General features: G+C 64.4%; 16 protein-coding genes. 5 read left to right on the forward strand and 11 right to left on the reverse strand.

From position 1 onward, the window contains the following. The first annotated feature begins 124 nt into the window (after positions 1-124). Positions 125-862, forward strand: coding sequence for a metallophosphoesterase (locus WD767_06885; GenBank protein MEX2615803.1), 738 nt, complete (start codon positions 125-127; stop codon positions 860-862). A gap of 48 nt (positions 863-910) precedes the next feature. Here WD767_06885 and WD767_06890 read toward each other — a convergent pair whose 3' ends face one another. Beyond that, positions 911-2,545: a GMC family oxidoreductase N-terminal domain-containing protein gene (locus tag WD767_06890; GenBank protein ID MEX2615804.1), complete on the reverse strand. Its 1,635-nt coding sequence runs from the start codon at positions 2,543-2,545 to the stop codon at positions 911-913. A 94-nt stretch (positions 2,546-2,639) separates the two neighbouring features. On the opposite strand from WD767_06890, the gene WD767_06895 reads away from it, so the two are divergent. After that, a complete protein-coding gene (locus WD767_06895; protein ID MEX2615805.1) occupies positions 2,640-4,184 on the forward strand; it encodes a sulfatase-like hydrolase/transferase in 1,545 nt (514 codons plus the stop codon). A 15-nt stretch (positions 4,185-4,199) separates the two neighbouring features. Here the strand turns inward: WD767_06895 and WD767_06900 are convergent, their stop codons facing one another. The 4 genes from WD767_06900 to WD767_06915 all read right to left on the reverse strand — a co-directional run bounded on the left by WD767_06900 (position 4,200) and on the right by WD767_06915 (position 7,460). Next, complete coding sequence (locus WD767_06900) at positions 4,200-4,568, reverse strand: hypothetical protein (GenBank protein MEX2615806.1); 369 nt, start codon at positions 4,566-4,568, stop codon at positions 4,200-4,202. Between the two features lie 202 nt (positions 4,569-4,770). Then, entirely contained in the window at positions 4,771-5,760 is a 990-nt protein-coding gene (locus WD767_06905; protein MEX2615807.1) for an NAD(P)-dependent alcohol dehydrogenase, read from the reverse strand. A gap of 103 nt (positions 5,761-5,863) precedes the next feature. Further along, the gene (locus WD767_06910; GenBank protein MEX2615808.1) at positions 5,864-6,268 is read right to left on the reverse strand and encodes a hypothetical protein; all 405 of its coding nucleotides are present in this window, start codon (positions 6,266-6,268) and stop codon (positions 5,864-5,866) included. 334 nt (positions 6,269-6,602) lie between these two features. Then, entirely contained in the window at positions 6,603-7,460 is an 858-nt protein-coding gene (locus tag WD767_06915) for a MaoC/PaaZ C-terminal domain-containing protein (GenBank protein MEX2615809.1), read from the reverse strand. Between the two features lie 372 nt (positions 7,461-7,832). Between WD767_06915 and WD767_06920 the strand changes: the two genes are divergently transcribed. Beyond that, complete coding sequence (locus WD767_06920; GenBank protein ID MEX2615810.1) at positions 7,833-8,963, forward strand: alanine racemase; 1,131 nt, start codon at positions 7,833-7,835, stop codon at positions 8,961-8,963. Between the two features lie 81 nt (positions 8,964-9,044). On the opposite strand, the gene WD767_06925 is transcribed toward WD767_06920, so the two are convergent. Genes WD767_06925 through WD767_06935 form a run of 3 tightly spaced genes read right to left on the reverse strand, consistent with a single transcriptional unit; the run spans position 9,045 to position 12,677 of the window. Further along, positions 9,045-10,241: an acyl-CoA dehydrogenase family protein gene (locus tag WD767_06925; GenBank protein MEX2615811.1), complete on the reverse strand. Its 1,197-nt coding sequence runs from the start codon at positions 10,239-10,241 to the stop codon at positions 9,045-9,047. A gap of 40 nt (positions 10,242-10,281) precedes the next feature. Continuing rightward, positions 10,282-11,043, reverse strand: a complete 762-nt coding sequence (locus WD767_06930) for a glucose 1-dehydrogenase (GenBank protein MEX2615812.1) — start codon at positions 11,041-11,043, stop codon at positions 10,282-10,284. Next, positions 11,040-12,677: an acyl-CoA synthetase gene (locus WD767_06935; GenBank protein ID MEX2615813.1), complete on the reverse strand. Its 1,638-nt coding sequence runs from the start codon at positions 12,675-12,677 to the stop codon at positions 11,040-11,042. The genes WD767_06930 and WD767_06935 overlap by 4 nt, the downstream gene beginning before the upstream one ends. Positions 12,678-12,795: 118 nt before the next feature. On the opposite strand from WD767_06935, the gene WD767_06940 reads away from it, so the two are divergent. Beyond that, complete coding sequence (locus tag WD767_06940; GenBank protein MEX2615814.1) at positions 12,796-14,139, forward strand: diguanylate cyclase; 1,344 nt, start codon at positions 12,796-12,798, stop codon at positions 14,137-14,139. 17 nt (positions 14,140-14,156) lie between these two features. Here WD767_06940 and mfd read toward each other — a convergent pair whose 3' ends face one another. Continuing rightward, on the reverse strand, positions 14,157-17,642 hold the full coding sequence (gene mfd / locus WD767_06945) for a transcription-repair coupling factor (protein MEX2615815.1): 3,486 nt from the start codon (positions 17,640-17,642) through the stop codon (positions 14,157-14,159). After that, positions 17,639-17,899 carry a succinate dehydrogenase assembly factor 2 gene (locus WD767_06950; GenBank protein MEX2615816.1) on the reverse strand — a complete coding sequence of 87 codons (261 nt, stop codon included), beginning with the start codon at positions 17,897-17,899 and terminating at the stop codon, positions 17,639-17,641. Before WD767_06950 ends, mfd begins: the two co-directional genes overlap by 4 nt. A gap of 179 nt (positions 17,900-18,078) precedes the next feature. Here WD767_06950 and recG point away from each other — a divergent pair, with 179 nt between their 5' ends. After that, entirely contained in the window at positions 18,079-20,160 is a 2,082-nt protein-coding gene (gene recG / locus WD767_06955; GenBank protein MEX2615817.1) for an ATP-dependent DNA helicase RecG, read from the forward strand. Here the strand turns inward: recG and WD767_06960 are convergent. After that, complete coding sequence (locus WD767_06960; GenBank protein ID MEX2615818.1) at positions 20,141-20,905, reverse strand: DUF502 domain-containing protein; 765 nt, start codon at positions 20,903-20,905, stop codon at positions 20,141-20,143. The two genes, recG and WD767_06960, sit on opposite strands and share 20 nt — an antisense overlap. Between the last annotated feature and the right edge of the window lie 40 nt (positions 20,906-20,945).

Raw genomic sequence — 20,945 nt, forward strand, 5'->3', positions numbered from 1 at the left:
TCAAAAGGAAAACCCCGCCGGAAATCCGACGGGGTTTGTCAGCGGTCTGAGGCCGTCCCCCGGGGCGGCCTTTCTTTGTCTCGCGCGATGCGGAATAATCCGGAAAAGAATTCAGGAACCGTCCATGTCCCCTTCCCTGCGCATCGCCCATTGTTCGGATATCCATCTCGATGGCGACAGCTACCGCGACGACATTCCGGGGGCCGAATGGTTTCGCGACGGTTTCGACCGCGCGCTGGCGGCGATCCGCGCCCACCGGCCCGACCTGATGCTGCTGGCGGGCGACCTGTTCGATTCGAATGCCGCGCCCGAAGACACGATCCGCTGGTCGATGGATATCCTTTCGGCGCAGCCCTTCCCCATCGTCATGATTCCCGGCAATCACGACTGCATGGCGGATGGCGCCATCTATCGCCGCTTCGATTTCAACGCCATCGGCAATGTGCGCATGCTCGCCGCCGAACGGGGCGAGATCGCCCGGCTCGACGATCTGGGCGTGGCGGTCTGGGGCAAGGGCATGGTCGAGCACGACCCGGCGTATTTCCCCCTCGCCGGCTGTCCCCCGCGCCCGGCGGGCTGCCGCTGGTATCTGGGCATGGGCCACGGCATCCATGTGCCGCATGCCGGCTCGACCGGCCGGTCCTCGCCGATCCACATGCGCGAGATCGAGGACAGCCCGTGCGACTACCTGGCGCTGGGGCACCACCACGCCGCGCTGGAGCTGCTGACCGACAGTACGGCTGCGGCCTATTGCGGCTCACCCACCGACACGGTGGGCCGGGGCGCGACCTATATCATCGCCGATTTACCGGAAAACGGCCGCGCCGCGGTACAGGTTCACCGGATCGACATCCCCGACTGACAATTGTCGCGGAAACCGGTTCAGCCCCCTGACCGGCGGGGATAATCGCTACGCCGCCGCCCGCGCCGGGCTTTCCTTCACGTCCTCCAGCACCATGGCGGCGCATTTCTCGCCGATCATGATGCAGGGACCGTTGGTGTTGCCCGACGTCAGGGTCGGCATGATCGAGCCGTCCGCCACCCGCAGCCCCGCGATGCCGTGCACGCGCAACCGGTCGTCGACCACCGCCATCGCGTCGCCGCCCATCTTGCAGGTGCCGACGGGGTGATAGGTGGTTTCCGCATTGTGCCGCACCCAGTCCAGCAGTTCGTCGTCGCCCTGCAAATCCGGGCCGGGCGCGATCTCGCCGCCGACGATCTCCGCCAGCGGCGACGCCGCCATCAGCTGCCGCCCGATCCGCATCGCCGCCAGCAGCCCGGTGCGGTCCATTTCGTCGGACAGGAAGTTGAAGCGGATCGCCGGCGCCTCGGCCGGGTCGGCGGATCTGATATGGATGCTGCCCCGGCTTTCCGGCCGCAGCACATTGGCGCTGAGCGTCACGCCGGGCGTCTTCGCGATGCGCCGCACCCGGTTCACCCGCTCGGTGATGAAGGGCATGACGGAAATCGTCGCATCCGGCGATTCCAGCCCCTCGCGGGTGCGGAAATACAGCCGGATCGGCACCGTCGTCTGGCCGATGAACCCCTTGCGGGTGAGCACGTACCGGATCGCCTCCCCGGCCAGCCCCAGCCCGCTGCCCTTGTCGCTGTAGACGGCGCCGCGGTCGGTGATGGCGTATTTCAGGCGCGGCGAATAATGGTCGCGCAGGTTCTCGCCGACCCCCGGCAGTTCGTGCGCCACCGCGATCCCGTGCCGGCGCAGCAGTTCCGGCTGGCCGATGCCGGACAGTTCCAGCAGCTTGGGCGAATTGATCGACCCGCCGCTGACGATCACCTCGCGCGCCGCATGGGCCTCGCGCGCCGCGCCGTCGACCGTGTAGCGGATGCCGGTGCAGCGCTTGCCCTCCAGGATCAGCGACCCCGCCATGGCGCCGGTCTCGATCGTCAGATTCGCCCGCGACCGCGCCGGGTCGAGATAGCAGTAGGCCGTGCTCTGCCGCCGTCCCTTCAGGATGGTCGCCTGCGTCATGGCGATGCCTTCCTGGCTGGCGCCGTTGTAATCGGGGTTGAAGGGAATGCCGATATTCTCCGATGCCCGGATCATCCGGTCGAACAGCGGCGTGATCCGGCCCGAATCCGTGACCTTCAGCAGCCCCTCGCGGCCGTGGAATTCATCCGCGCCGCCCTCGTAGCTTTCCATCATCCGGAACACCGGCAGCACATCCTGGTAGCTCCAGCCGCGATTGCCCAGCTGCGCCCAGTGGTCGTAATCCTGCGCCTGGCCGCGCACGAAGACCATGCCGTTGATCGAGCTGGACCCGCCCAGCATCCGCCCGCGCGGCACCTCGATATTGCGCTGGCCGCTGCTTTCCTCCGCCTCGGCGCTGTAGCACCAGTTGACCTTCGGATTGTCGATCAGCCTGGCGATCCCCGCCGGCACGCGAGACCAGAAGAAATTCGACCCCTCGGTCCCCGCCTCCAGGCACAGCACGCGGTATGCGCCGCTGGCGCTCAGCCGGTTGGCCACGACCGCCCCGGCCGACCCCGCGCCGACGACGATGTAATCATAGGTATCGGTAACCATGGCCCTGTCCGCCTCCCCTTGCGCGCCGGATCGATTGCGGAAAGGATAGGTGCGGACTGGAAACGTGTCAAAACAGGGAAGCAGGAATCAACCTATGCCGGATCGCCCCAACATCATCCTCATCACCTCCGACCAGCATCGCGGCGACTGCTTCGGCTTCGAGGGCCGGGCAATCAAGACGCCGCATCTGGACCTGATGGCGCGGCGGGGCACGCGGTTTTCCACCTGCATCACGCCGTCGGTGTTCTGCCAGCCGGCCCGCGCCTCGATCCTGACCGGGATGCTGCCCTATACCCATGGCGTCGCCGATAACGGCATCAACCTGGACCCGGCCGCCGGGGAAGCCGGGTTTGCCGGATCCCTCGCCCGCGCCGGCTACGACACCGGGTTTTTCGGCAAGGCGCATTTTTCCACCCGCGCGACCTACCAGCCGACCGACACCCCGGAATGCAAGACCGGCTCGCGATCCTATCCCGAAAACTGGAACGGCCCCTATATGGGCTTCGGCCATGTGGAGCTGATCGTGCACGGCCATCTCAGCAAGGCGCGGGCCAACCCGGCGCCGCCGGAAGGCCAGCATTACGAACGCTACCTCGCCAGCCGCCTGCCGAACGGCGAAGCCTACGGGATGTGGGCGAAGGAGCTGCCGCCGGTCACCGGCGCCGCGCAGACCTGGCATTCCGGCCTGCCGGTCAAATGGCACAGCAGCACCTGGATCGGCGACCGCGCCATCGACTGGCTGCGCAACCGGAAAAAGGACACGCCGTTCTGCACCTGGATTTCCTTCCCCGACCCGCATCACGCCTTCGACTGCCCCGAACCGTGGAGCCGCCTGCACGCGCCGGAAGCGGTCGACCTGCCCGATCACCGCACGATGGACCTCGACCGCCGCCCCTGGTGGCACCGCAAGTCGCTGGAGGGCGAACCCATCGTCGACGACCCGGAAATCCGCCAGTACCGGCTGAAGGGCCAGCGCGTGCCGCCGCAGACGGATACGCAACTGCGCGACATGACCGCGAATTACTACGGCATGATCTCGCTGATCGACCATACGGTCGGGCGGATCCTGGAAGCGCTGGCGGAAACCGGACAGGCGGAGAACACCATCGTCATCTTCACCTCCGATCACGGCGACATGCTGGGCGATCACGGGCTCTACCTGAAGGGGCCGGCCTTCTACGAAGGCGTGATGCGCGTCGGCATGATCGTGACGGGCCCCGGCATCCCCGCCGGCAAGGTCGTCGCCGACCCCGTCTCGACGCTGGACCTCGCCCCGACCTTCCACGAACTCGCCGGCCTTGCCGTGCCGCCGCATCTTCAGGGCGCGAGCCTCACCCCTTTGATCCATGGCGCTACTGGCGCGGCGCGCGAGGCCGCCTACAGCGAATGGTTCGTGCACAAGTCGCGCTTCGGCTTCGACCTGGATCTGCGCCTGGTGCGCACCGCCACCCATAAATGCACGTTCGAAATGCTGTCCGGCGCGGGGGAACTCTATGACCTGGTCAACGACCCGAAGGAGATGGACAATCTGTTCGACGATCCCGCCGGGAAGTCGGCCCGAAAGGAACTGACGGCGCTGATGCAGGCGCGACCGGGAAAAATCCTCGACTCCTTCCCGCCGCAGATCGGCATGGCGTAGCGGGACCAGCGCGATTCAGCCGGGCCGGGCTAGTTTCCGGTTGGCGCGGCGCTCGTCCAGGAACGCGCCGGCGATGCCGTAGACCACGGCGCAGAAGACGAACGCGACAAGTTCGATCGGCAGGGTGAAAACCGTGTTCAGGGCCAGTTGCGCCCCGGTCCAGCCAATGCGCGGCGCATCCAGTCCCAGCGACTCCAGCGTCATGACCGGCCAGTGCCCGTCCTGCAGCCAGGCGATGACGCGCAGGCCCAGCGGAAAGAAGCTCGAAAATACCGCGATTTTCGCGATAGACGCCACGGCGCCCGCCGCCGCTGCGCCGGCTTCATCCGCCGCCAGCCTTGCCACCGACGCCCGGAACTGCGTTGCTCGTTGTGTCAGTCTCATGTCGGCACCCTGCGGGTTTGTCGATGTCTCGAAACGAATTCCGGCGTTTCCTGTCCATCGCCACGAAGACAGGTAAACACCCATACAGGGTACAATAATACCCTGTTTTATTCTGTCAATTCTTGGTTATTTATCAGGTTTATATTTAAAATTACTGCAATAACCGTTCAAATACGGGTGGTTTTCATTATCAATTTTATCGTTACACCTGCCCGTCCCGATGCACCGCAATAACCGATTTGCCCCGCGCATGCCCCGCTTCCAGGCGGCGGATCGCCTCGGCCGTCTCGGCCAGCGGCCAGATCCGGTCGATGACCGGTGCGAACCGCCCCGCCTCGGCCAGCCCCATCAGGAACAGCAGGTCTTCCCGGCGCGCCGTCGCGATGAAGCTCTTCAGGTTCTGGCGGGTGAAGGGTGACCGGATCATCGCGCCGGCCTGCCGATGGACGCCGCCGGTCCAGCGGTCGCCGCCCGACCCGCCGACGATGACCAGCGTACCGTCCGGCGCCAGGGCGCGGCGCAGCTGCGCGACCGGCCGGTTGCCGGCGATATCGAGGATCACGTCGTAGCGCTGCGTCCCCTGCGTGAAGTCCTCGCGCGTATAGTCGATCGCATGGTCGGCGCCGAGGCCACGGACCATATCCTGTTTCGCCGGGCCGCAGACCCCGGTGACCGCCGCGCCGAATATCTTTGCCAGTTGCACCGCGAAATGGCCGACGCCGCCGGATGCGCCGGTGATCGCCACGCGCTGCCCCGCCCGGAGCCGCGCATGGTCGCGCAGCCCCTGCAGCGCGGTGCTGGCGGATACGGGGATGGCCGCCGCCTGTTCGAAGCCGAGGCCCGGCGGCAGGGGGGCGATGCGGTCCGCCCGGGCGACCGCGTATTCCGCCAGACTCCCTGTCGTGCAGGTCCCGAATACCGGATCGCCGACCCTGAAATCGCCGACCTCGGGACCGATCGCCTCGACCACTCCGGCGATATCCAGACCCGGCACCGGCGTCTTCGGCCGGCGGAGCCCGAAACCCGGCCGCACCAGCCACGGCAGCCCGGTCATCCGGCGCCGGACGCCCTGGTCCACCCCGGCGGCGTGCACGCGGATCAGCACCTCGTCCGGTTTCGGTTCGGGCCGTTCGATATCGCGGAGTTCGAGCACATCCGCCGAGCCGTAACTGTCCTGTGTAACGGCTTTCATCGGGTCACCCTGACGGGCGCGGGGCTGGAAACGACCATGCGCCGGGTCTAACCCGACAGGGCATCGAAGACAACGGGAGCGCCGCCGGTTTTTATTGCTTTTCTTACCGAAATATGTTATTATTCCTTTTTTGGATAATTAATCGGAACGGGACATGGACGCCAACACCGCACCGGAAACGCGCGAGGAGCGGTTCTGCCGCGCCTATGTGCGGCTGCCGCTGGCAATCGGGGCCGCCATCTTCGCCGGCTACGACCCCGACGAGGCGGAGGAAGCGGCGCACCGGCTGCTGACCCGCGAGGATATCCAGAACCGGATCGCCCTGCTGCGCCATGAGCAGGCCTGGCGGCAGTGCCATGACATGGATGCAATGCTGTCGAAGCTGCAGGCGCTCTACGAGAAGGCGTTGGAGGCGCAGCAATTTTCCACCGCGCTGCGCGCCCTGACGTGGCAGGCGCGGATCGCGGTGCTGGTGGACGACCGCGGTCGCGGCACGCAGCGGCGTCACGAACCGGTCGACTGCCGGGCGTGGGGCGACCTGGCGAAGCAGGTGGGCGCGGAGCCGCCGGCGCCCGACGACGCCACCGAATACGACCCCGATTCGGACGTATTCGAACCCGATCCGGAAGCCTTCGAAGTCGACGCGCGGGCATTCGAAAACCCTGTCGCACCCTGCCTCCGGGAAGGTGGGGATTTAAGTCACGAAGGATGGGAAGCGGATGATTTCCCCTCCCCCAGGATGAGGAGCGTATGCTCAGGATGTGGGACGCGGCGAAGGCCCGCAATGTTGCGGAACGCGGGACGCCGACAGAATTGCCGCCGGAGTCCCGGCCGATCCCGTTTCATGCCGGGGCCAGGACCGCATGGCCATCCGACAGCACCAGCGTATCGCGCGAAGCGACCCGTGTTTCGAAGAACACGTCGTTTCCCGCCACCCATAAACAGGTCGTCAGTTCCTCGCCGGGATAGACCGGCGCGGCGAATCCGGCGGAAAACCGTTTCAGCCGCCCGACATCGTAACCGCCCGCCGCCCGCAGCAGGACGTGACAGACATGCCCCCAGGTCGACAGCCCGTGCATGATCGGACCGTCGAACCCCTGCGCGCGCGCATCGGCGGGGGTGGAGTGGATTTTGGCCCTGCCGCCCAGCAGGCGGTAGATCAGCGCCACCTGCGGCGACGTCTTGAGCGCCACCACATGATCCGGTTTCCGGTCCGGCCGGGCCACGCGCGCCCGTGCGCCGCCGGCCGGCGCGCCCTCGATCCGGAAATCGCGCGCAAGAGAGGTCATCACGAGCCGCGCCAGGGTCCGCTCGCCGCCATCCTCGCGGATCAGCGTCTCGCTGGTCAGGATCGTGGCGTTCTGCTTCGGCTTGTCCACGGCGTCGATAATCCGGGAATCGGCCAGCAACCGGGCTTCCACGGGGAAGGCGCCGAAAAATTCCGCGCTTTGCGCCAGATGGATCAGCTTCGACCAGCCGATGCCCAGGTCCAGCAGAAACTCGATATCCCAGGTCGCCACCGTTGCGAATGTGGGAAACACCAGCAGGTCGTCTTCCAGGACAAACCGCAACTGCCGCTCATCCAGCGGCGCCATCCCCATCCCGATGCCCAGCGCATACAGGATCACCCGCTGCCGGTCGTAACGGTGCGGCTTGTCCCGCTGTTTATGGTTCAGCAGGTCCTGATAGGCAGGCGCCATGATCGTTCCCGGTTATGTGCACGATATCCGGGGCAAGCTTACGAAGCCGGAGGCCAAATGCCAATAAAAGCCGTGTGGCAGCGGTTGTGGAGATTTTCGAGTATGACGCAGCCCTCCTTGCATGTTTCCAGGACCGCATCATCTTTCTCCAATGAAGCGGTCCTGGAAACATGCAAGGTGGGGCGGCGCAGCCGGTTTCTTTGTCCCGGAAGCCAATCGAAACGCCCCGCTAGGGGAAATGATAACCGATGTTAACCGATGTTAATCCCCCCGCAAAATTTCGCCGCCGGGGCTGTGGCTGTATGTTCGGGCGGTATATAAAGGCGAACCGCAAAAACTATTCCGGCCGGCCGGGCCGGTGGAGCAGATGCCATGGATATCGAAGACCTGCCGACCCCCTCGCTGATCCTCGACCGCGCGGTCGTCACCCGCAATACGCAGCGCATGGCCGCGCGCATGGCGGAACGCGGCGTGGCGCTGCGGCCGCATTGCAAGACGGCGAAATCGGCGGCGGTGGCGAAGCTGGCGACCGCCGGGCACAGCGGCGCGATCACCGTGTCGACCCTGGCGGAGGCGGCGTATTTCCTGTCGCACGGCTTCACCGACATCGCCTATGCGGTCTGCCTGGCGCCGAACAAGGTCGCGGCGGCGGCGGCGCTGATCGCGAAGGGGGCGGATCTGACGGTGATCGTCGATTCCATCGACGCGGCGCAGGCCATCGCCGGGCATGCCGGGCCGGAGGTGTTCCGGGTGCTGGTGGAGATCGATTGCGGCGATGCCCGCACCGGGCTGCTGCCGGACGCGCCGGACCTGCTGGATATCGCGCGGATCGTCCACGATTCGCCGCGGGCGGAACTGCGCGGGGTGCTGACCCATGGCGGGCATTCCTACGGCGAGAAGGATATCGCCGGAATCCGGAAGATCGCGCGCGAGGAGCGCGAGGCGGTGACCCGCGCGGCGCGGCGGCTGCGCGATGCCGGGCTGCCCTGCCCGGTCGTCAGCGCCGGCTCCACGCCCACCGCCATGCATGGCGAAAGCTATGAGGGCATCACCGAGATGCGGCCGGGGGTGTATGTGTTCTTCGACCTGGACCAGTTGTCGCGGCAGGCCTGCGGGCCGGACGACCTGGCGCTGTCGGTGCTGGGCACGGTCATCGCCCACAACCGCCATACCGGGCAGATCGTCACCGATACCGGCGCGCTGGCCATGTCCAAGGATATCAGCGCCAATGCGCGCTGGCCCGATGCGGGCTACGGCGCCGTCTGCGACGCGCGGACGCTGGCGCCGATCGCGGGGCTGCATGTCGCCAAGGTCAGCCAGGAGCACGGCATCGTGCCGGTGACCGACCCGGCGCTCTACGACCTGCTGCCCATCGGCGCGAAAATCCGCGTGCTGCCCAACCATGCCTGCATCACGGCTTCCGCCTATCCCCATTACGAGGTGGTGGAGGGCACCGAGGTGGTGGACCGCTGGGAGCGGATCAGCGGGTGGACTCTTTCTTGACGCAAATGCGTCGTCGCAGGCACTTTGCGCCTGCTCGGGATTTGCTGTTTGTCTTACTATGTTACCGCGATAAGAGAGACCCTATTTCCACGACCAGAACTCGTTGCCCTCGGCCAGGTAGTTGCGGGCCAGCACCATCTTGTGGACCTCGGACGCGCCGTCGACCAGCCGCGCCTGCCTGGCGTAGCGGTAGATCCATTCCAGCACCGTGTCCTTGGAATAGCCGCGCGCGCCGTTCAGCTGGATCGCGGTATCGACCGCCTGGTGCAGCGTGTCGGCGACCTGAATCTTGGCCATGGAGACTTCCTTGCGGGCGAAGTCTCCCTCGTCGAGGCGCCTGGCCGCGCGCATGGTCAGCAGCCGGCCGACCTCGATGCCCATCGCGACCTCGCCCATCATCCACTGCACGCCCTCGTGCTGCGACAGTTTCATGCCGAAGCTCTCGCGCTGCTGCACATAGTCGCGGGCGATTTCCATGGCGCGCCGGGCGAGGCCGAGCCAGCGCATGCAATGGGTCAGCCGCGCGGTGCCGAGCCGGATCTGGGTCAGCTTGAGCCCGTCGCCGACCTCCATCAGGCGGTCCTCGTCGGGGATTTCGAGCCCGTCGAACTCGATCTCGCAATGGCCGCCATGTTCCTCCGGCCCCATGATCGGGATGCGGCGGACGATCCGCCAGCCGGGCTGGTCGGCATGGAACATGAAGGCGCTGAGGCCGCGGCGGTTGTCGTCGGAGGTGCGGGCGACGAGGATGAAATGCTTCGCGGCACCCGCCCCGGTGATGAACCATTTCGTACCGTGGACGACCCATTTGTCGCCCTGCTTCACGGCCTTGGTCAGCATGGCGGCGGGGTCGGAGCCGGAACCGGGCATCGGCTCGGTCATGACGAAGGAGGAGCGCACCTCGCCGCTGGCGATCGGGGCCAGCCATTTCGCCTTCTGGTCCGGCCGCGCGACCTGGCTGAGGATGCGCATGTTGCCGTCATCGGGGGCGGAGGCGTTGAAGCAGACCGGGCCGAAGATCGAGCGGTTCATCTCCTCGTAGCAGGCGGCGATATCGGTGACGCCGTAGCCCAGCCCGCCGTCCTCGACCGGCAGCGACAGCGACCACAGCCCCTCGGCCTTCGCCTTCGCCTTCAGCCGTTCCAGCGGGGCTTCGGCGATGTTTTCGTGGTCGTCGTAACTGGCCCGGTCGGATTCGAGCGGGATGATCTCGCGGTCGACGAAATCCCTGATCCGCAGGCGCATTTCCTCGACTTCGGGCGACAGGGTGAAATCCATGGGATCGTTCTCCGGTGGTGCGGGTTGGTCAGCCAGGCTGTCAGGCGATGGCGAGCGTGTGCCCGCCATCCACCGTGATGACGCTGCCGGTCATGAAGGCCGAACCGTCGCCGGCCAGCAGCAGCAGGACGCCGTCGAGGTCTTCCGGCTGGCCGAGCCGCCGCTGCGGGATCTTGCGGATCAGCGCCTTGCCGGCATCGGTTTCGAAATAGGCCTGGTTCAGCTCGGTCGCGATGTATCCGGGCGCCAGGGCGTTGACCCGGATATCGTGGCGGGCCAGCTCCAGCGCCAGCGCCCTTGTCATCTGCACCACGCCGGCCTTGCTGATGGCGTAGGTCGACAGCTGGTTCGTGACCCCCTCGCCCAGGATCGAGGCCATGTTGACGATGCTGCCGCCATGGCCCAGGCGGGTCATGTGGCGGGCGACTTCCCGGGCGACGCGCCAGGCGCCGGTCAGGTTGGTGCCGACGACCAGTTCCCAGTCGGCCTCGTCGATCTCCAGCGCCGGTTTGGCCTGCACCAGCCCCGCATTGTTGACGAGGATACCGATGGCGCCCAGTTCGACCTCGACCACCCGCACCGCCTCGGTGACGCTGGCCGGGTCGGTCACGTCGAGCGGTACCGGCAGGGCGTGGCCGTCGAACGCGGCGATCTCGGCGACGAGGCTTTCCAGCCGGTCGGTGCGCCGGGCGGCGACGGCGACCTTCGCGCCGGCCTTCGCCAGGGTGACGGCGAAATGCCGCCCGATCCCGCTCGACGCCCCGGTGACGAGGGCAACACGGTCCTGCAGGGGCTGGCTCATGACGTTCCTTTCGCGGTTTCGCGCAGGGTGAATTTCTGCACCTTGCCGGTCGATGTCTTCGGCAGCTCCCCGAATACGACACGGGTCGGGCATTTGAAATGCGCCAGATTGTCCCGGCAGTAGGCGATGACCGCCGCCTCGGTCAGCGCCGTGCCGCCGGGCTTCAGGGCAACGAAGGCGCAGGGCGTCTCGCCCCAGCGTTCATGGGGTGCGGCGACGACGGCGGCTTCCATGATGCCGGGATGCCGGTACAGCACCTCCTCCACCTCCAGGCTGGAGATGTTCTCGCCGCCGGAAATGATGATGTCCTTGGCCCGGTCCTTGATCTCGATATAACCGTCGGGATGCTTCACGGCCAGGTCGCCCGTATGCAGCCAGCCGCCGCGGAAGGCCGCTTCGGTGGCGACAGGGTTCTTCAGGTAGCCCTTCATCACCGTATTGCCGCGCAGCATCAGCTCGCCGATGGTCGCGCCGTCCGCCGGCACCGGGGACATGGTGTCGGGGTCGATGATGTCCTGCTCCTCCAGGGTCACGTAGTTCACGCCCTGGCGCGCCATCTTCGCCGCCCGTTCGCCCATCGGCAGGCCGTCCCAGTCCGGCTGCCAGGCGCAGACCGTGGACGGGCCGAAGCATTCGGTCATGCCGTACAGATGGGTCACCCGGAAGCCCAGGGCCTCCATCTGCTCGATCACCGCGCTGGGCGGCGCGGCGCCGCCGGTCGCGACCTCGACCCTGTGCCCGAAGCGGCGCTTCACCGCATCCGGCGCATGGATCAGCGCGGTCAGCACCACGGGCGCGCCGCACATATGGGTCACGCCGTGGTCTTCGATCATGGGGAAGATCAGCGCCGGGTCGACATCGCGCAGGCAGACATGGGTGCCGCCCACGGCCGTCACGCCCCAGGTATAGGTCCAGCCGTTGCAGTGGAACATCGGCAGGGTCCACAGGTAGCGCGACTCCGCGTTGACCCCGAAGGTCAGCGCGTTGCCGATGGCGTTCAGATAGGCGCCGCGATGATGGAAGACGACTCCCTTCGGATTGCCGGTCGTGCCGGAGGTGTAGTTCAGCGCGATGGAGTTCCATTCATCCGCCGGCCCTTGCCAGGGGAAGTCCGGATCGCCGCCGGCGATGAAGGTCTCGTAGTCGAGATCGCCGATCCTGCCGCCGCCTTTCGCCAGCGGGTCGTCGATATCGACCACCAGCGGCGGGCTGGCCATGCGGCCGAGCGCATCGGTGACGATGGGCGCGTACTGCCGGTCGGCGATGAAGACCTTCGCGCCGCCATGTTCCAGGATGAAGGCGACGGTCGCCGCGTCGAGCCGTGTATTGATGGTGTTCAGGACGGCGCCCAGCACCGGAACGCCGAAATGGCATTCCAGCATTTCGGGAATATTGGGCGCCATGACCGCCACGGTATCGCCGGCGCCGACGCCCCGGGCGGCGAGCGCCGATGCCAGTTGCCGGCTGCGCGTGTAAAACGCGGCGTAGCTTATCCGGCGATCGCCGTGGATTATCGCCGTTTTATGCGGATACACATGGGCGCTGCGCCGCAAAAAGCTCAACGGCGACAGCGGCGTGTAGTTTGCGGCGCCTTTTTCGAGCCCCTGTTCGAAAGGTGACGGGAAATCGTCCAATATTCACGCTCCAGTATGCATGGGTTCTTTTTGCTCGCGCAATTCCACAGGCCTCGGCTATGGTTTGTCGTGACGCCAAAAAGGTCAAGCCACGATCTAATCTGTTGGACAGGATGCCATGACCAGTATGACGAATGTTGTTGTCGCAGGCGGCGATGCGGACGCGGCTATTGCGCGTATCGAGAAGCTGACCCCTGCCGGTTATGCCGGGCTGGCCGTTTCCAACGGCCTGGATGTGTTTGAATACGTCGTCAACAGACAACCGGATCTGGTCCTGTTCGAGGGCGCGTTTTCCGATGTCGACGCCTTCGAAGTGGTCCGGAAACTCAAGCGGAGCATCGACACGCTGCATATACCGGCGATCATGCTGAACGCCGATACAACGCCTGAAATGCTCCAGGAGGGTCTCGAATCGGGACTTGGCGACATGATCGCCAGGGACACGCCGACCGATATCGTCACAGCCCGCCTGCAGCCCTTTGTCCGGCTGGCGACCATGCATGCCGAATGTATCCGCCGGGTCGCCACGGCGGAGAGTTTTCATATCCCGGTCGATCTGATGGGGATTCATAACGTCGATACGGCGGGTTGCCGGGTGCTGCTGGTCGGCGCCGAGAGTGCCGGAGTCGACAGGGTCTCGGACAACCTGCGCGATCAGGATATCAGCGTATCGCGGGAATCGAGCCAGTTCGCGGCCGGCGAACGGCTGGCGGCGGAAACCTTCGATGCGGCGATTATCGTGGCGGAAGCGCCGGCGGAAGTCGAAAAAGCCTATTTCCTTTGCGCCCATATTCGCAACAATTCCCGGTTGTTCAATCTTCCGGTCCTGCTGGCCTCGAACAGCGGCCTGGTGCCCGCGAGCGACCTGCCCTACCGCCAGGGGGCAAGCATCGCGGTTGCGCTGGACGGTAATCCCGACAATCTCGCCATATCGTTGAAATTTCTGGTTCTTCGCCAGCGCTTGCGCTGGAATCTCCACGCGCCGTTAACCGCGACGCTCACGGAAAGAACCGCCGATTCGCTGCGCGGCCTGTATTCGGGCTCCTTCCTTCGCTCCCACATGGCCCGCCAACTGGATTGGACCGGGCGCCGCCGCCGCAGCCTTTCGCTGGCCGTGTTTTCGATCCAGAACCTGGACAGCGCCGAAAGCATGTACGGCGCCGGCGCCGGCGGGCAACTGATGCAACAGGCGGCAAACTGGGTTTCCAGTCTTATCCGAATCGAGGACATGGCGGCCCGCCTGGCGCCGATAGAGATCTGCGCGGTGTTTCCGGATACCGAGGAACAGGATGCCCGACAGGCCGCCGACAGGATCGCGGGTGTCCTGCACCATTCCGAGTTCACGCTGACCGGCAGCCGGAATGCGACGACCCGCATGTGGACGCAAAGCGGCGTTGCGACGTCGGTTCCGGGCGACTCGGTCGAAGATCTCGTGGCCCGGGCGCGCGACAACCTGGCGTAAAGCCGCCACCGTATCGGCTATTGCGCTGCGACGATTGCCAGTTCCTGCAGGATCTTGCGGACTCCGGAAATCCGGGCCTTGGATAGTTGCCAGTCGGCGCCGCAAACGAGTTTGTGGTCCGGCCGGAGCTTGATTCTGGACGCGTGTTTCTGCAGATAGCCGATAAGGCCGGCCGGATTGGCAAATTCATTGTTGCGGAAGGACAGCGCCATACCCTTGGGGCCGGCATCCAGCTTATCGACGCCAGCCTGGCGGCAGAGCTGTTTTATCGTCATGATTTCCAGCAGGTTTTCGACTTCGACGGGCAGCGGTCCGAAACGGTCGACCAGTTCCGCGGCGAAGCGGTCGATTTCCGCCGGGTCGGCGCTAGTGGAAAGCCGTCGGTAAAGGCCCATCCGGACCGTCAGGTCCTCGACGTAGTTTTCCGGAATGAGCACCGATGTTCCGACGGATATCTGGGGGACCCACTCGCTTTCCGCCGCGTTGTCGCCACCCTTGGCCGAGACCACGGCCTCTTCCAGCATCCGCTGATAGAGCTCGATGCCGACCTCGCGGACATGACCGGACTGCTCCTCGCCCAGCAGATTGCCCGACCCCCTGATATCCAGGTCATGACTGGCCAGGGTGAACCCGGCGCCGAGTGTATCCAGGGTCTGCATGACCTCCAGCCGTCGCGTCGCGGCCGGCGTCAGCCGTCGGCCCGGCGGAATCGTGAAATAGCAATAGGCGCGGATCTTCGACCGGCCGACGCGTCCCCGCAACTGATACAACTGCGCCAGGCCGAACATGTCGGCCCGGTGCACGATCATCGTATTGACCCTGGGCAGGTCCAGCCCGGATTCGATGATCTGCGTGCAAAGCAGTATGTCAAACTCGCCGTCGGCAAAGGCCGTCATGACATCCTCGAGTTCCCCCGGCGACATCTGCCCGTGGGCGATCGTCACGCGTGCTTCCGGGACGATATTTTGCAGGGCCAGCCGCAACTGGCGAATATCGGACAGCCTGGGACAGACATAGAAGGTCTGACCGCCACGATGCCGTTCGCGCATGATCGCCTCGCGCAGCACCACGGGATCATGCGGCATGGTGAAGGTTCTGACCGCGAGCCTGTCCACCGGGGGCGTGGCGATTATGCTGAGTTCGCGCACCCCTGTCAGCGCCATCTGCAGCGTCCGCGGGATCGGCGTCGCCGTGAGGGTCAGCACATGGACATTTGATTTGAGCTGTTTCAGGCGTTCCTTCTGGGTCACGCCAAAGTGCTGTTCCTCATCGACGACGATCAGGCCAAGCCGGTCGAAGCGAACCGATTTGCTCAACAGCGCATGTGTCCCGACGACGATATCCAACGTGCCGTCCGCCAGCCCTTCGCGGGTCCGGTCGGCATCCTTGCCGGTAACGAAGCGCGACAATTGCCCGATCCGAACCGGCAGACCCGCGAAACGGTCCTTGAAGTTCTGGAAATGCTGGCGGGACAGCAGGGTTGTCGGCACCACAACCGCGACCTGATAGCCGCTCATGGTCGCGGCAAAGGCGGCGCGCAGGGCGATTTCCGTCTTGCCGAAGCCGACATCGCCACAGATCAACCGATCCATCGGACGGCCGGATTCCAGATCCGACAGCACGTCGTTTACGGCGCTCAATTGATCGTCGGTTTCCGCATAGGGGAAACGGGCGCAGAATTCATCGAAACTGGCCTGCTCCGCCTGGATCGTCTCGCCTTTGGAAAGCGTTCGTCCGGCGGCTATGGCGAGCAGTTCATGGGCGACCTCGCGGATATGCTCCTTGACCCGTGCCTTGCGGGCCTGCCAGGCCTGTCCGCCCAGCCGGTCGAGCTGGATATTCGATTCCTCCGACCCGTAACGGGCGAGGACTTCGATGTTTTCGACCGGAACATACAGTTTGGCCCCGCCGGCGTAGAGGACGCGCAGGCAATCATGGGATGCGGCGCCGGCCCTGACCGTTTCCAGCCCGTCGAAGCGACCGACGCCGTGATCGACATGAACGATGTAATCTCCTTCCGAAAGGCTCGATACTTCGGTCAGAAATTCCTCGCCGCGCCGCCGGCGGCGGGACGGGCGTGACAGGCGTTCGCCGAGGATATCCTGTTCGGTAATGACGACGACATCGCCGGTACTGAATCCCTTTTCGAGGTTCAGCGCCGCAAGCGAGATGGACCCCGAAGGCTGCGCCAGCAGTTCGGCCCAATCGTCAATGGTTCCGGCGGTTTCGATACCGTGCTGCTCCAGCAGCGTATTCAACCGGTCGCGTGTGCCGGCACTATGGCCCGAAATCAGTATCCGGCGCTTCTTCTCGCTCTCCAGTCGGTCGCGGACGGCATCGAACAGTCCGGCGGCATTTGCCTGTCGCGCCTGGGTGAAATCGACGATCTGGCGGGCGCCGGCATCAACGGTTGCCCCGGACTGTTCGGGCGCGGTGAATGGCGAGAATACGGCCACGATCCGTTCATTCAGGGTTTTCGACCAGCATGCCTGATCCATGAACATGCTGTCCGGCGGGACGGGCTTGTAGATCGCCGCGCCCTCCCCCGCCGCCTTTCCCCTGCCGCCGGCAGGCAGCATCGAACGGCGCGCGTCGTAGTAATCCGCGATCATCTCCATCCGTTCGGAAACGACGCTTTCCACCTCGTGATCCAGAACCACAACGGCGTCTGGCAGGTATTCGAACACCGTCTCCAGCCTGTCATGAAACAGCGGAAGCCAGTGTTCCATGCCGATATAGCGCCGTCCGGCGGTGATCGACTCGTAGAGCGGGTCCTCGCTGGAAGCGATGCCGAAAATGCTCCTGTATCCGGACCGGAAGCGCTGGATGCTGTCTTCATCCAGCAGCACTTCGCTGACGGGGCGCAGGCGGATGCCGTCCCGAACGTCTTCCGTGCGTTGCGTCATGGCGTCGAAGGCCCGGACGCCTTCCAGTTCGTCGCCAAAAAAATCCAGACGCAGCGGCGACGGCGCGCCGGGCGGATAAACGTCGACGATCCCGCCGCGAATGGCGTATTCCCCGGTTTCCCGGACGGTCGCGGCGCGGATATAGCCGTTCCGGGTAAAGTACTGCGTCAGTTCGCCGAGATCCAGGCGGTCGCCGGTATTCGCGGTCAGCGTCGATTCCCGGAATACGGCCCGTGCCGGTACGCTTTGAACGGCGGCGCTGACCGTCGTGAGCAGGATGAACGGCTGATTTATGTCGTCGCTTGCCATTCGGGTCAGCGCGTCCAGCCGCCGCGCGACGACGTCGCCGTTCGGCGAGACACGGTCATATGGCAGGCAGTCCCAGGCAGGCAGCACGAGAACATCGAGCGCCGGCGCGACAAAAGCCAGCATGTCGGACATAAGCGCCATGCCCGCATCGTCGCGCGCAATATGAATCACCTGCCGCGCGGATGCTTCACAGGCGAGTTCCGCCAGGGCGACAGCCGTGTAGCCTTCGGGCGCCCCGGCTATCGTGGTCCGACCGACCGAAAGTTTATGTTTCGAGATAACGTTCAATAGTTGCTTATGCTTAGAGTAAATTTTTTAAGAGAATTCATGAGGTCATGCTGCAGGGAACCAGGCAGGATACCGTCCTTTGCAATCCACTCATATATAACCGGGTCGTCATAGGTCAAAATTTCTTCCAGCTGGGCAAGTTCCCGATCTGAAAAGTCGTTGATACGCTGTTCGGCAAACTTGCCCAGCAGCATGTCCATTTCGCGCATACCGCGATGCCAGCATCGGAACAGAAGCTTCTTGCGGCGTGTATCCATTGAATCCGTATGCCCGGTGGGTAACGCATCGTTTCTTTCAAGGGTCGGGTATAGACTGCCGCGCAATCCCGGTAAATCAGAATGTCCGACCGCTGGCTACCGGCACGAGCACGTTTGTATTATATGGGGCGTTACCAGCGTCCGTCATCGTGACACCCCTTCAGGTCCCGGAGGACGATTTGCGTCCGGAAATTCTGTTCGATCTTTTTTCGCCGGTGACCAGCCTGCCCGGTATCGGTCCGCGCAGTGCACGGCTGGTTGAACGCCTCGCCGGACCGAATGCGGTTGACCTGCTCTGGCTGCTGCCCCGCGAGATTGTCGACCGGCGTTACAACCCAAAAATCGCAGCGGCCGTCCCGGGCCGGATCGCGACGCTGACAGTCCGCGTGGACTCCCATTTCGCGCCGCCCGTCAAAAGGCAGCCCTATCGCGTGATTTGTTCCGACGATAGCGGATATATCACCCTGATCTTTTTTCATGCGCGCGCGGACTACCTGACAAGGCAGTTGCCGGAAGGAGAGACACGGGTCATCAGCGGCCGGGTCGAGGCGTTCCGCGGTGAGATCCAGATGACCCATCCGGACCATATTACGGCGCCGGAGGATGTAGAGGCGATCATGCGCGTCGAACCGGTCTATCCCATGACGGCTAATCTGGCGCCGAAGATCCTGTCGCGGGCGATTGCCGCCATCCTTGAAAAGCTGCCTGATTTACCCGAATGGCTCGATCCCGCCTATCTGGACAGGCGGCAATGGCCCGGATGGCGCGACGCGGTGACCACGGTCCATCATCCGACGGACAGCGCGTCGCTTTCGCCGCAGACACCGGAGCGGATGCGCCTTGCCTATGACGAGTTGCTTGCCAACCAACTGGCGCTGTCGGTCATGCGGAATCGGCTGAAGCGGTCAGTTGGCCGTGCGCTGAAAGGCGACGGCGGGCTGAAGCGGAAAGTCTACCGGTCTCTCCCGTTCAAATTGACGGGCAGCCAGATTGCAGCCCTGAAAGAGATCGACGCCGACATGGCGGCGCCCGGCGCGATGCTGCGCCTGCTGCAGGGCGATGTCGGCAGCGGCAAGACGGTAGTGGCGCTTTTCGCGATGCTGAACGCTGTCGAATGCGGTGGCCAGGCAGCCATGATGGCGCCAACGGAAATCCTGGCCCGACAGCATTTCGAGACGCTGCGGGCAATGCTGGAGCCAGCCGGAGTCAGCGTTGCCCTCCTCACAGGACGCCATAAAGGCGCCGCGCGGCAGCGCATTCTGGATGCGGTCGCCACGGGGGAAACCCGGGTCATCGTCGGCACGCATGCGCTGTTCCAGGCGGATGTCGCGTTCAAGTCGCTGATGCTGGCGGTCATCGATGAGCAGCACCGGTTTGGCGTCCATCAGCGGCTAACCCTGGCGGACAAGGGGCGTGGCATCGACGTGCTGGTCATGACCGCGACACCGATCCCCCGGACGCTGACATTGACGGTTTATGGCGACATGGATGTATCGCGGTTGACAGAAAAGCCCGCCGGACGAAAACCCGTGGACACAAGGACCGTTCCGCTGTCGCGATTGCCGGAAACGATCGATGGCATCGCAAGAGCCCTGGAGCACGGCGCCAAGGTCTATTGGGTCTGTCCGCTCGTGGACGAAAGCGAGGTGCTCGACCTCGCGGCGGCGGAGGAACGCTATACGGAATTCCGGACAAGGTTCGGCGATATTGTTGCGCTGGTGCATGGCCGGATGAAACCCGTGGAAAAGGATGCGGCGATTGCCCGTTTCGTTGAAGGCGATGCGCGTATCCTGGTTGCCACGACAGTGATCGAAGTCGGCGTCGATGTTCCCGACGCGACCGTCATGGTCATCGAGCATGCCGAGCGTTTCGGTCTGGCGCAATTGCACCAGCTGCGCGGCAGAATTGGCCGTGGCGAGAAAGCATCGAATTGCCTGCTGCTCTACGGTCAGCCGGTCACGGAAACCGCGCGGTCGCGGCTGAAGATATTGCGGGAAACCGAGGATGGTTTCCGGATTGCGGAGGAGGACCTGCGGCTGCGGGGCGCCGGCGAAATGCTGGGAACGCGGCAAAGCGGCCTTCCGGAATTCAGGCTTGCGGATATTGCCCTGCATGGCGATCTTCTGGCTGCGGCCCGAGATGACGCGAACCTGATTCTGAACAGGGACCCGGATCTGAAAAGCGAACGCGGCAAGGCGCTTCGAAACCTGCTTTATCTGTTCGGGCGGGACGCGGCTATCGTCAATCTTCGATCTGGTTGAGCAGTTCCCGGCGATCCACCTTGCTTTGAAGCGACTCGATGTTTTCGTAGCGTCCCGCCGAAACAACCGGCATCGATTTTTCGCTTTCCGAGCGCCTGTCGGGCGGGGTCACGAGCCCGATGGAGATGACCATCTTCACCGCTTCCTCGACAGTCATGTGGAGAATCTGGATATCCTCGCGCGGCACATACAAAAGAAAACCGGAGGTCGGATTGGGAGTCGTCGGAATGTAGACGTTGACCACATCTTCCAGGATGAGGTTCTGGACCTCGCCTTCGGTCGTCCCCGTCAGGAACCCGATTGTCCAGACGCCGCGTCGCGGATACTCGACGAGAACCGCCTGCCGGAACGCGGTGGACTTGTCCTTGAACACCGTTTCCATGATCTGTTTGATGGCGCTGTATACCGTGCGGATGACGGGCATCCGGGCCAGTATCTGTTCGCCAAAATTGACGACCATGCGCCCCAGGAATCCCGCGGTCAGGGCGCCGATCAGGGTTATAAAAACCAGCAGGATCAGCAAGCCAAGGCCAGGCAGCCCGATACTGATACCCAACACGTCCTTAAAGTAGGTATCCGGATTCCAGCCTTGCGGAATCAGTGGAACGATATGATCGTCCACGGCGCCGACCAGCCACCATGCCAGCGCCAGCGTTACCGTCAGCGGCATTGTGACGAGAACGCCCGCGAAAAAATAGCTGCGAATTTTCGAAAGAATGCCGTAGCGACGTCTGTCCTGACGCATTTTAGCCGCTTTACGTCGGTCGGAATAGATCTTCACCACG

Source organism: Alphaproteobacteria bacterium, from assembly GCA_040905865.1.
In the GTDB taxonomy this organism is placed as follows: Bacteria; Pseudomonadota; Alphaproteobacteria; order UBA8366.